The following is an 11,648-nucleotide window of genomic DNA, read 5'->3' on the forward strand; positions in this document are numbered from 1 at the left end:
GTTTTCGCGAATGATTATCATTTGCGAATTATTCGGATCTCGGGGTCAATCACCAATGAGAAATATCAAGACAGCGCGGATGAACGTGGAAGCGGTGCAGGTCATGCTCGCCAGCCATCCGTTATGGAGCCAGACGATACCGATCGAGCCACTGCTTGCGGACGCTTCGATCACGGCGCTGCAGAAAGGGGATTGCGTATTCCGGCAGGGCCAGCGCGCGGACTACTGGTATCTGGTCATGTGCGGCCGCATCGATACGCTGCGCATCGGGATCGATGGCGAGGACAGAATCCTCCACCACGCGTTGCCGGGCCAGTGGCTGGCGCCCATCGTCATGTTCATGCCGCATCGGACGTATCCCGTCGAGGCGCGTGCGGCAGAAGACAGCACGTTGTGCCGCTTCGGACGAGACAATCTCCACCAAACGTGTCTCGACCATCCCCAGCTTGCGCTATGCATGCTCGCGCTGGCGGCCGATGTCCTGCATCAACGCATCGACGATGTGGACACGCTGGCCAGCACCAGCGCCGCGCAGCGTCTGGCCGCCTACCTGCTGAAGCTGGCGAACAAGACCGGCATGCGCGTCGAATTTCCGCTGAGCCAGCGCCAGTTGGCTGCCAAGCTCGGGATACGCGCAGAAACGTTGAACCGGTTGCTTGCCGACTGGCAGAAGCTCGGCTATCTGGAAGGACGCGGCCGGGCCTGGCGTATCACGACGCCGCGCGCGTTGGAGACGTTGGCCGGCAATGTGGCCTGCCCGGCGGATGGAACGGCTCAGGCCCTCTCCGCCCCTATCCCCTGAAAACACACATCGAGCATGCGACTGACGATGGTGGCATCGTCGAGCTTGCCGTAGACGCGCAGAAACTCCACCGCCGGGTCGCAGGTGCGCGCGTAGTAGCTGAACAGGATCACGTCGTCCGGCAGGTCACTGTTCAGGTCGCCGGCTTTCTTGGCCTCGACAACCATCCCTTTTAATCGCCCGTTCAACTTGAGCACCCGCGCCACATAGGGCAGATTGCGCAGCAGCATGTCGCGCACGGCGGGGCTGGTCGATGGGAGAAAGGGCAACCCGCCCTGGAGCCGCACCGTCAGCGCCCACTCCAGCAGCGCGCGCAGGCGTCCCATCGCGGTGAGGTCATCGGGCAGCGCATCGAGGAATGCCAGCGCGCCGTCGATCAGGCGGATCATTGCCGCCCCCACCAGTTCGTCCTTCGATTTGAAATGCTTGTAGAGACTGGGCTTGGAAATACCGACCTCGCCGGCCACGTCGTCCATGGTCATCAGGTCGAACCCCTTTCCCGCGAGAATGCGCGTCGCCGCGTCGAGGATCGCGTCCTCACGCAACTGGAATGCCTGGTCCTTGAAACTGAGCCTGCCGAAAATACTCATTAGTAAATCTCGCTACTATGTAGTAGTCTTATTTCCGAAACGGTAGCGTCCATCTTAGCACCGGCTGCGAAAAACGCACTGCCAAAGCAAGAAATCACCGGGAGCACGGGTCGTGAATGCATCTTTCGGCACCTCAAGTGGACTTCGCATCGCCGTGATCGGCGCCGGCGTTTCGGGGCTGGCCAGTGCGTGGCTGCTTGCCCGTCGGCACCGCGTCACGTTGTTCGAGTCGGGCGATTATCTCGGCGGCCACACCAATACCGTCGACGTCACGCTGGATGGACAGACCAGTCCGGTCGATACCGGCTTTCTGGTGTTCAACGACCGCACCTACCCCAACCTGATTGCGATGTTCGACGAACTGGGCGTGGCGTCGCGTCCCAGCGATATGTCGTTCTCGGTGTCGATGGACCACGGGCGCGTGGAATGGGCCGGCACCAGTCTCAACACGGTGTTCGCGCAGCGTCGCAATGCGTTCTCGCCAACGTTCCTCGGCATGCTGCGCGATATCGTGCGCTTCAACGGCGCCGCGCCGCGCAACCTTGTGCATGCGGATCACAGTGGTTGCTCGCTGGGCGAACTGCTCACCATCGGCAACTATGGCCAGCCTTTCCGCCAGCACTACCTGCTGCCGATGGCCGCCGCGATCTGGTCGTGTGCCACCGCCGATGTGTTGCGCTTTCCCGCCGCCACCTTTTTGCGCTTCTGCATCAATCACGCGCTGCTGCAGATCACCAATCGTCCGCAGTGGCGCACGGTGTCCGGTGGCGGGCGCGAGTATGTCCGCCGCATTGCTGCACAACTCGACGATGTGCGCCTGCGCACTGCAGTGCGTGCCGTGCGGCGCGATGACACCGGCGTCGATGTCATGACCGATGCCGGCACGGAACGCTTCGATGCCATCGTGATGGCCACCCATGCGCCTGACACGCTGCACATGCTGGTGGATGCCAGCGATGCCGAACGGGACCTGCTGGGTGCGGTGCGCTATGGGCCGAATGTCGCCATCCTTCACACGGACCCCACGCTGTTGCCGCGCCGTCCACGCGTATGGTCGGCGTGGAACTATCTCGGTGGGCAGCGCGCCGATATGTCGCGTGCGGTATGTGTAAGCTATCTGGTCAATCAGCTTCAGCCGCTGCCATTCCGCACACCGGTCGTGGTCACGCTCAACGCGTTCCGCGAACCTGCGCCCGGCACCGAGCTGCGTCGCTTCACGTATCAGCATCCACTGTTCGACCTGCGCGCCATTGCTGCGCAGCAGGCACTGCCCGCGCTGCAGGGAAGCCGCCGCACGTGGTATGCCGGGGCATGGACGGGTTATGGCTTCCATGAAGATGGCCTGAAGTCCGCGCTGCGCGTGGTGCGCGATTTCGGTGCATTGCCAACCTGGGCCCGGCTATGAATCCCAACGCCTGGCTACTGCAGTGTCGCGTCATGCATGATCGCCTGCGGCCGGTGCGGCACCGCTTTGTGTATCCCGTGTTCTGCCTGCGGCTGAACGTCGATGCACTCGCTCAACTCAACCGCTGGTGGTTTGGCATCGACCGTGCAGGCATCGTCAGCCTGCGCACACAGGACTACGGCGCGCGCGACGGCAGCGACCTGTCCACGTGGATGCGTGCGCGACTGCGCGCGGCAGATCTTCCCGACGATGGCGAGATCTGGCTGCAAACGTTCCCACGCCTGTTCGGCTACGCCTTCAATCCAGTGAGCTTCTGGTTCTGCCATGACCGCGACGGCAACCTGCGCGCCCTGGTAGCGGAAGTCAACAACACGTTTGGCGGGCGCCACACCTATCTGGTGACCGCACCCGACCTCGGACCCATCCATGACCGCACGGTACTGGCCACGCGCAAGCTGCTGCATGTATCACCCTTCAACGATGTGCGCGGCCATTACGCAATGCACGTGCGGGAGTCGGGCACCACGTCTTTCGTCGGCATCGACTATCTCGACGATGCCGGCATGCTGCTTCGCACTGCAATCAGTGGACACAAGCAGCCCCTGACAGGCACAACGATGCTGCACGCCTTGCTGCGCCAGCCGTGGCTCACGCTGTCGGTGACGCTGCGCATCCACTGGCAGGCATTGCGACTCTGGATGCGTGGCGTGCCCTTCCACGGCAAGCGGCCGCCCGCCGATGTATCGCCTTCTCCCGCTACGGAATCGCCTCTCGACGATATTCGCCCATGATCCGCTCCGCGTTCAGCCTTCGTACCTTGTCCCCGTGGTCCCGTTCGGCATCGGCAGAGATTCCCGTGGCGGGCCGCGTGTTCCTGGCCACACTGGCGCGCGTGAAGGTGGGCCATATCGTGCTGACGCTGCCGGACGGCGCGGAAAGGATCTTCGGAGATCCCCACGCGTCGCCGGGCGCTCGGCTGACACTGCGCGACTGGCGCGCCTGCGAGCGGATACTGCGCGCAGGCGATATCGGCTTTGCCGAGGCGTGGCGCGATCAGTGGGTAGACAGCCCCGATGTCACCGCGCTATTGCGTCTCGCCCTTCGCAACGAGTCCGCGCTGCCGCGCACCATCGCCGGCACATGGCTGTCGCGCCGCTGGTATCAGTTGCGGCATCTGCTGCGCAAGAACACGCGCGATGGCAGCCGCCGGAACATCCACGCGCACTATGACCTCGGCAATGATTTCTATGCGCTGTGGCTCGACGACACCTGGTCGTACTCCGCCGCATGGTTCGCAGGCGATGTCGATCAACCCTTGCACGATGCGCAGGAAGCCAAGTACGCGCACATCTTCGACACATTGAAATTGCAGCCCGGCATGCGCGTACTGGAAGTTGGCTGCGGCTGGGGCGGATTCGCATTGCATGCGGCGCGACGCGGCGTGAACGTCCATGGCATCACGATATCGCCTGCGCAACTCGCACGGGCGCAGGAACGTGTCAGGCAAGCCGGCATGGAAGATCGTGTCTCGCTGGCACTGTGCGACTATCGCGATCTCGATGGCAGCTACGACGCCATCGTGTCCATCGAGATGTTCGAAGCGGTGGGCGAAGCCTACTGGCGCACCTATTTCGACACGCTGTACGCGCGCCTGCGTCCGGGCGGTCAGATACTGGTGCAGTCGATCACCATGGCCGAGCATCGTATCGACGCCTACCGCGCCAGCAGCGACTTCATCCGCGAATTCATCTTTCCCGGAGGCATGTTGCCCAGCCCCGGACATTTTTCGCGCGCGGCAGGCCGATCCGGGTTGCCGGTCAGCATTGTGCTCGCGTTCGGCCATGACTATGCCGAGACACTGCGACGCTGGCGCCAGCAGTTCATGTCACGTCGCGACGAGGTGATGGCGCAAGGCTTTGATGAAGCATTCGTGCGGCTGTGGCATCTGTACCTGTGCTACTGCGAGGCCAGCTTCGACGAAGACCGTACGGACGTGATGCAGTTCCTGCTCACGCGCGAGGTCTAGCATGCGACGCGCGCCGCTCGCTCCAGCCCTGGCGATGATCTTGATGATCGTCTCGCTTGGCTGCGCAGCAGCGGAAGGCTGGCGCACGGCCTTGCCGCAGGCACAGCTCAGCGGCGAGGGCGAGTATCGCTGGTTCGGCCTGCGTCTCTATACCGCGCAACTGTGGTCCCCGCATCTGCCGCCGAACATCGACGCACCGTTTGCGCTGCAGGTCACGTACGCACGCGCCTTCACTGCACAGCGGCTGGTGGATACCAGCATCGAGGAAATTCGACGCATCCATCGTCCGAATGTCACCGCCGCCACGCTCGAACGCTGGCGCGAGGCATTACAGAAAGTCTTCGTGGATGTCCGTGCCGGTGACAGCCTGACCGGCGTCTACCTGCCCGGCGAAGGTGTGCGCTTCTTCGCCAACGATCGCGCAACGGGGCAGATCGATGACGCGGCGCTCGCCCGCGCCTTCTTCGCCATCTGGCTCGATCCGGCTACCCGTGCGCCGGCCTTGCGATTGAAATTGCTGGGGCAAGCCGAATGAACGCGCCCGGTAACTTTCCATTGGCTGCCTACGGTGCGCTCGGCCTGCCGCTGGCGATGGCCGCATTGCCCATCTACGTGCAGGCTCCCGCGTACTACACCACGCGACTGGGCCTGTCGCTCTCGCTGGCGGGCGTGATCATGTTTGCCGCACGGCTGATCGATACCGCGCAGGACCCGTTGCTCGGCCGATGGATCGACAAACTCGTGCCGCGCGGACGTCTGCTGCCCGCCATGTGGCTGGGCGTCATACTGCTTGGCGTAGCGTTCGCGGCGTTGTGGTTGCCGCCGGTCTCCGGTGATATGTGGCTCGCTCTCTGGCTGGCAGGATCGCTCGTGATGGTCTACATCGGACACAGCCTGCTCAACGTCGCCTACCTGGCATGGGGTGCGCGACTCTCCGACAACAAGCCCACGCTCACGCGCGCGGCGGCTTGGCGCGAAGGTGCGGGGCTCGTCGGCGTGCTGCTTGCCAGTGCCCTGCCCGCGTGGCTGCTGTCTGCGCCAGACGCTGTACCCCGCACGGCCATGACGATGTTCTCGATTCTGTTTGCGGTGCTGCTGATATGCGCACTGTGGATGCTTATTCGGTTCGCTCCGGCATGGCGCGGCACGCCTTCCACCGCACCGTTGCCATGGCGCACCTTGCGTGCGAATCACGCATTCCGTGCCCTGTTGCTGCCTTACTTTCTGAACGGCTTGTCGATTGCCATCGCCGCCACGCTCGCCGTCTTCTTCATCGAGGATCGGCTGGGCGAGCCGCGCGCGGTGGCACCGAGCCTGACGCTCTATTTCCTCGCAGGCGCGGTTGGGCTACCGGGCTGGGTATGGATTGCCGGACGCCTCGGTGCCATCCAGACATGGCGCATCGCGATGCTGCCCGCCGTGCTGGCGTTCGTCTGGGCCGGACTGCTCGGTCCCGGTGACACGTTGCCATTCCTCATCATCTGCGCGGTGTCCGGACTCAGCCTCGGCGCCGACCTCGCATTGCCTCCCGTGCTGCTGGCCGAGCGGATTCCGGCCAGCGAAGGCCCTGCGGCCTACTACGGCGTGTGGACCTTGCTCGGCAAACTCTGCCTGGCGATTGCGGGCCTCACCCTGCCCATACTCGCCGCACTCGGCTATCAACCCGGCGCACTCGCCACCGGCTCAGGCGGACTCGCGCTGGCGTGGATGTATGCCGGCGTGCCTTGCCTCCTGAAGTTATGTGCGATGGCGAGCCTGACAGCCTGCCGCCGCGCCTCACCGGAGGTGTCGTCATGACATATCTTCGTCGCTGGATGGCAATCGGTATCGTGATGCTGTGCGCGGCCTGCTCTGCGCCGGACGTCTCGCACTACGCGGATCAACGCCCCCCGCTCGATGTGCCAACGTTCTTCCGTGGCAAGACCGAGGCATGGGGCATGTTCCAGAAACGCAGCGGCGAGATCGTCAAACGCTTCCACGTCGATCTGGAAGGCCGCGAACAGGATGGCCGCTTCGTGCTGGAAGAGGACTTCCGCTACAGCGACGGCACCACGCAGCATCGCACCTGGACGCTGACGCGTGCCGCCGATGGCAGTTGGCGAGGCACCGCGCCGGACGTCGTAGGCGAGGCCACGGGCCACGCGAGCGGCAACGTGCTGCAGTGGAAGTACACGCTGCAATTGCCCGTGGATGGCAAGACCTATGACGTGCAGTTCGACGACTGGATGGTGCTGGTGGACGAACGCACGATGATCAATCGTGCGCGTGTGAAGAAGTTCGGATTCGAAGTGGGCGAGGTGACGGTGTTCTTCCGCCGGCCCGCTCCCTGACGTTCGGAAACGATCATGCCCACCTTCGGCCTGAACCTGAACCCTCGCCTGACCGACTGGACCGGCCAGCGCGTCTGGCTGGTGGGCGCCTCCAGCGGCATCGGTGCGGCACTCGCACAGGCGCTGCTGGTGAAGGGTGCGAACGTCGCGGTTTCGGCACGGCGCGCGGAGACGTTGGCGACGGTGATCGACGGCTATCCCCGTGGCGTCGCCATGCCGATGGATGCGAGCCACCCGCAAGACTGGATCGCGACGCACACCACGTTGCGCGAGATGTGGCAGGACGTGGACGTGGTGATCTTCTGTGCGGCGGAATATCGCCCGCTACGGCCCTGGGATGTCACCGCCGACGAAGCGCGTCGCACCATCGAGACCAATCTCGGCAGCGTCTACTATGGAATGTCCGCTGTGCTGCCATCGATGCTGTCGCGCGGCACCGGCGGACTGGTGCTGCTTGCCAGTGTGGCCGGCTATATGGGGCTGCCCAACGCCACCGTCTACGGACCCACCAAAGCGGCGCTGATCAACCTCGCCGAGCTGCTTTATGCAGAACTGCATCCACGCGGGCTTGGCGTCTATCTGGTCAATCCGGGATTCGTCAAAACACGTCTCACGGCACGCAACGATTTCCCCATGCCGTCGCTGCAAAGCGCGGAAGAGGCGGCCAGCGCGATACTCTCCGGCCTGGCGCGCGGCCGCTTCGAAATTGCCTTTCCCACTATGTTCACGCGTGCGATGCGGCTGGCCAGCATGCTGCCCTACGGCCTGCGCCTCACATTGCTGAAACGCCTGATGAAAGCCACCTGATAAAACCAATGCGCCCACCATGACCACTGCCACCGTTCATCCCGGCACCTTGTCGGCCCTGCTGGACTGGTACGCCACGCTCACACCGGAATCGCTCGATGCGCTTGACCGCTTCTACGCACCGCAAGCGCACTTCCGCGATCCCTTCAACGAAGTACGCGGCCACGCCGCCATCCGCGCGGTGTTCGAGCATATGTTCGAAGCCATCGTCGATCCGCGCTTCCTCATCGACAGGAAGTTGATGGGAGACCGCGAAGGATTTGCCACATGGACCTTTACGGGTGCGATACAGGGCCGACGATTCTCGGTGCCCGGCAGCTCGCATCTCCGCTTCGGGGACGACGGCCGCGTCAGCGATCATCAGGACTACTGGGACGCCGCAGCATTGTGGCGCCATCTGTCGCTGATCGGCCCGCCCGTCGCATGGTTGCAGCGACGCTTTGCCACGCCACTCCCCCGATGAGCATGATGAATGCGATCCACGCGATGACATTGCTGCGAAGCGGATGGCGAGTCTTGCAACTCGTGCCCTTGCTGGCGCTCGGTGCATGCAGCACGATGGATGCGCTCAATGCGCTCACCTCCGACGCCGCCTACACGCGCCATGCCGATGTGCCATATGGCGATAGCCCGCGCGCACGTCTCGATGTGTACGTGCCGAAGCAACCCGCTTGCGGCACCACTGCGCCCGTGGTGGTGTTCTTCTACGGCGGCACCTGGAATAGCGGCGAGCGCGCCGACTATCGCTTTGTCGCGGCCAACCTCGCGCGACACGGCATCCTGACGATCATCCCGGACTATCGCCTCTACCCGGAAGTCACGTACCCCGACTTCCTGCGCGACAACGCTCGAGCCGTGGCATGGACACTTCAGCATGTGGCCCGCTATCAAGGCGACCCGCAACGCGTTTTCGTCATGGGCCACAGCGCAGGCGGCTACAACGCCGCGATGCTTGCACTCGATGCACGCTGGCTGCACGACGCTGGATCTGACCCATCGACATTGCGCGGCTGGATCGGATTGGCTGGTCCTTACGACTTCCTGCCGATCGTCAATCCCGAAGCGCGACCCGTGTTCCATCATCCGAACTACCCCGCCGGATCGCAACCGATTGACTATGCATCCAGCGCCTCGCCGCCCGCATTTCTCGGCGCCTATAGCGGCGACAAACTGGTGAACCCCCAGCGCAATTCCGCGCAGATGGCGGAGAAACTGCGTGCCGCAGGCGTCCCCGTGACGTATCGCGAATATGGACACCTTTCGCACACGCTGCTGATTGGTGTATTCGCCTCACCGTTGCGCTGGCTTTCGACGGTGAGCGACGATGTGGCCGCGTTCGTTATCGAGCAAGCGAAATGCAAGTCTTGAGCGTGATGTCCTGTTCGACGCTTACAGACCGAGACAGGCCGCACCCGCCGCAACGGCGATGCAGGCGAGCCAGCGCGTCTTGCTGACCGATTCCCGCAGGAACACGCGTCCGATCAGCACGGCGAAGACCACGCTGGTCTCCCGCAACGCAGACACCGCACCCATCGCGCCCGACTGCAGCGCCCAGATCACGATGCCATAGGCGGCCACCGACACCAGGCCACCCACGATGGAACTACCCACTGCAAGCGACTGCTGGAACATCGGCGTCCACAACGCAGCATTCCCGCGCCGTGCCACGAACAGCACCGGCATCAGCCAATAGAACATGAACATCCACGAGATATAGCTGAGCGGCTGACCTCCGGACAAGCGCACACCGATGCCATCGATCACGGTATAGAGCGCAATCGTTGCGCCAGTTGCCAGCGCGGTCAGCGCCCCGCTGCGCGACACCTCACGCCCTTGCACCGCAATCGCGATGATGCCGCCCGAGATCATCGCAATACCGAGCAAGCGCAACGGGCTGATCGCTTCCTGCGCGAAGAGTGCCGCGCCGAGCGTGACCAGCAGCGGCGATGACCCGCGTGCAATCGGATAGGCCAGCGCCAGATCATTGCGCCGATACGACAGCACAAGACTCACGTTGTAGAGGATGTGCACCAGCCCCGATGCGATGAGGTAAGGCCACGAGGCGCTGGCCGGCAGCGGATTGTTCGCGACGACGACTGTGGCGAACACCGCCATCGCCATGCTCATCCACGTCATCGACAGAAAGCGGTCGCGATTGCCGTGCAGCATCGCGTTCCAACTAGCGTGGAGCACGGCGGCAAGCAGCACGAATCCGGCGGTGTAGTTGAGCATGGGAAGAAACGGGTGGAGGCGAGGAAGACAGGATATCTATCTTGTTCAGGGCCTACAAACCAGATAAATTGCCGAATCGCGTTAGAAAATCTCTCGCACCTGTGCATATGAAACGGCAACTCCCCCCGCTCAATGCCCTGCGCGCCTTCGAGGCCGCTGGCCGGCTTGGCAGCTTCAAGGAAGCCGCCGCCGAACTGCATGTCACGCATGGTGCCATCAGCCAGCAGGTTCGACTGCTCGAAACATGGCTCGGTGAAGCCCTCTTTGAGCGACACAATCGTCGCGTGACACTGACTCCCGCCGCCAATGCATACCTCGCGACAATCGGGCCGTTGTTCGAGCAACTCGCACAAGCCACTGCAAGGTTCGGGATCATCGAAACCACCTCGCGAACACTACTGGTCAACGCGTCCGCAACATTCACCTTGCGCTGGCTCGTACCCCGACTCGCAAGGTTCCGCGCCGCGCATCCCGATGTCGAAGTCAAAGTGGAAACATCAAACGGCCCGTTGGAGAGCCTCGACGACACGCCCGACGTCATCATCCGCGGCGGCCCGGATACGTTCTACGGCTATTCCACCCACACCTTCCTGACCGAAGAGCGCGTGCCGGTCTGCAGCCCGTCCCTGCTGCAGCGCATACCGTTGCAGTCTCCCGACGACTTGCGCCAACACACGCTGCTGCACACATCGAGCCTTCCCCGACTCTGGCCCGACTGGCTGGCCCGCGCACGCATCCCCACCCTCCGCCCAGCCGCCGCACTGACCTTCGACCACTTCTACCTGACACTGCAGGCCGCCATCGACGGCATCGGCATCGCCATGGGCCCCACGGCACTCGTCTCTGATGATCTCGCCGCTGGCAGACTTGTCACTCCATTCGTCAGCCCGCGCCTGCCTTCGCGCAGCTATTGCGCGTATGTGCCGGACGAGAAGGAGGGGGATGAACTGGTGGGGGTGTTTTTGGGGTGGTTGGAGGGGGAGGCGGGGATGGTGTCGAGATAGAGCGCGATTTCGCTTTTCGGCGATATCTGATCGGCATGCGCTCGCCTATAAGTCAGCAGATGTTCCTCCCCTGTGCAACGCTCTGATATCGGACACGATGAAACTCGCGCTCAAGGTTGTTCTTCCACTTTCGCTGATCGCAGCCTCTGGTTCTGCATTCTCCGAATCGCTCAGATGCGGCGGAAACCTCGCGCAAATCGGCGATGGCAAAGCAGACATCCAGGTCAAATGCGGAGAGCCCATCGCCCGCTATTCGTCCTGCAAGCCACTGGTCGTTGTGCCAGAGACGAAGGGGCTTGTCGACAGTGCTTCGGCGGCTTGCATCACCGTGGATGAATGGACCTTCGCGCCGGGGCCCGGCCAATTTCTCACCACGCTCGTATTCCAGGACGGCAAGCTCAACGCGATTCGGTATGGGGATCGGATCCGCTGACTCTTGGGGCCATCGCGAT

At 63.3% G+C, this 11,648-nt stretch carries 14 protein-coding genes; 12 read left to right on the forward strand and 2 right to left on the reverse strand.

All coding sequences use genetic code 11. From position 1 onward, the window contains the following. Window positions 1–55 precede the first annotated feature (55 nt). Window positions 56–802: a Crp/Fnr family transcriptional regulator gene (locus tag GA566_RS23600; protein ID WP_160474181.1), complete on the forward strand. Its 747-nt coding sequence runs from the start codon at window positions 56–58 to the stop codon at window positions 800–802. On the opposite strand, the gene GA566_RS23605 is transcribed toward GA566_RS23600, so the two are convergent. After that, window positions 775–1,392: a TetR/AcrR family transcriptional regulator gene (locus tag GA566_RS23605; protein ID WP_160474182.1), complete on the reverse strand. Its 618-nt coding sequence runs from the start codon at window positions 1,390–1,392 to the stop codon at window positions 775–777. The genes GA566_RS23600 and GA566_RS23605 overlap by 28 nt on opposite strands. Window positions 1,393–1,504: 112 nt before the next feature. Between GA566_RS23605 and GA566_RS23610 the strand changes: the two genes are divergently transcribed. The 9 genes from GA566_RS23610 to GA566_RS23650 are packed head-to-tail and all read left to right on the forward strand — an operon-like array spanning window position 1,505 to window position 9,328. After that, window positions 1,505–2,797 carry an FAD-dependent oxidoreductase gene (locus GA566_RS23610; RefSeq protein WP_160474183.1) on the forward strand — a complete coding sequence of 431 codons (1,293 nt, stop codon included), beginning with the start codon at window positions 1,505–1,507 and terminating at the stop codon, window positions 2,795–2,797. After that, window positions 2,794–3,588, forward strand: coding sequence for a DUF1365 domain-containing protein (locus tag GA566_RS23615; protein WP_137927367.1), 795 nt, complete (start codon window positions 2,794–2,796; stop codon window positions 3,586–3,588). Before GA566_RS23610 ends, GA566_RS23615 begins: the two co-directional genes overlap by 4 nt. Then, window positions 3,585–4,823 carry a cyclopropane-fatty-acyl-phospholipid synthase family protein gene (locus GA566_RS23620; RefSeq protein WP_160474184.1) on the forward strand — a complete coding sequence of 413 codons (1,239 nt, stop codon included), beginning with the start codon at window positions 3,585–3,587 and terminating at the stop codon, window positions 4,821–4,823. Before GA566_RS23615 ends, GA566_RS23620 begins: the two co-directional genes overlap by 4 nt. A gap of 1 nt (window position 4,824) precedes the next feature. Next, window positions 4,825–5,358, forward strand: coding sequence for a chalcone isomerase family protein (locus tag GA566_RS23625; protein WP_160474185.1), 534 nt, complete (start codon window positions 4,825–4,827; stop codon window positions 5,356–5,358). Continuing rightward, the gene (locus GA566_RS23630; RefSeq protein WP_160474186.1) at window positions 5,355–6,620 is read left to right on the forward strand and encodes an MFS transporter; all 1,266 of its coding nucleotides are present in this window, start codon (window positions 5,355–5,357) and stop codon (window positions 6,618–6,620) included. Before GA566_RS23625 ends, GA566_RS23630 begins: the two co-directional genes overlap by 4 nt. Further along, on the forward strand, window positions 6,617–7,153 hold the full coding sequence (locus GA566_RS23635; protein WP_137927363.1) for a DUF3833 domain-containing protein: 537 nt from the start codon (window positions 6,617–6,619) through the stop codon (window positions 7,151–7,153). The genes GA566_RS23630 and GA566_RS23635 overlap by 4 nt, the downstream gene beginning before the upstream one ends. 15 nt (window positions 7,154–7,168) lie before the next feature. Then, window positions 7,169–7,960 (forward strand): SDR family oxidoreductase, encoded by a 792-nt coding sequence (locus GA566_RS23640; RefSeq protein ID WP_137927362.1) that lies wholly within the window; start codon window positions 7,169–7,171, stop codon window positions 7,958–7,960. Between the two features lie 19 nt (window positions 7,961–7,979). Next, the gene (locus GA566_RS23645) at window positions 7,980–8,423 is read left to right on the forward strand and encodes a nuclear transport factor 2 family protein (RefSeq protein ID WP_160474187.1); all 444 of its coding nucleotides are present in this window, start codon (window positions 7,980–7,982) and stop codon (window positions 8,421–8,423) included. Next, window positions 8,420–9,328, forward strand: a complete 909-nt coding sequence (locus GA566_RS23650; protein ID WP_370459345.1) for an alpha/beta hydrolase — start codon at window positions 8,420–8,422, stop codon at window positions 9,326–9,328. The genes GA566_RS23645 and GA566_RS23650 overlap by 4 nt, the downstream gene beginning before the upstream one ends. Before the next feature lie 21 nt (window positions 9,329–9,349). Here GA566_RS23650 and GA566_RS23655 read toward each other — a convergent pair whose 3' ends face one another. Next, window positions 9,350–10,192, reverse strand: coding sequence for a DMT family transporter (locus tag GA566_RS23655; protein ID WP_160474188.1), 843 nt, complete (start codon window positions 10,190–10,192; stop codon window positions 9,350–9,352). Window positions 10,193–10,299: 107 nt separating this feature from the next. Between GA566_RS23655 and gcvA the strand changes: the two genes are divergently transcribed. Both gcvA and GA566_RS23665 read left to right on the forward strand, forming a co-directional pair. Continuing rightward, the gene (gene gcvA, locus GA566_RS23660; RefSeq protein ID WP_160474189.1) at window positions 10,300–11,196 is read left to right on the forward strand and encodes a transcriptional regulator GcvA; all 897 of its coding nucleotides are present in this window, start codon (window positions 10,300–10,302) and stop codon (window positions 11,194–11,196) included. A gap of 97 nt (window positions 11,197–11,293) precedes the next feature. Continuing rightward, window positions 11,294–11,629, forward strand: a complete 336-nt coding sequence (locus GA566_RS23665; protein WP_160474190.1) for a DUF2845 domain-containing protein — start codon at window positions 11,294–11,296, stop codon at window positions 11,627–11,629. Window positions 11,630–11,648 lie beyond the last annotated feature (19 nt).

Source organism: Cupriavidus sp. SW-Y-13 (genome assembly GCF_009793345.1).
GTDB lineage: Bacteria > Pseudomonadota > Gammaproteobacteria > Burkholderiales > Burkholderiaceae > Cupriavidus.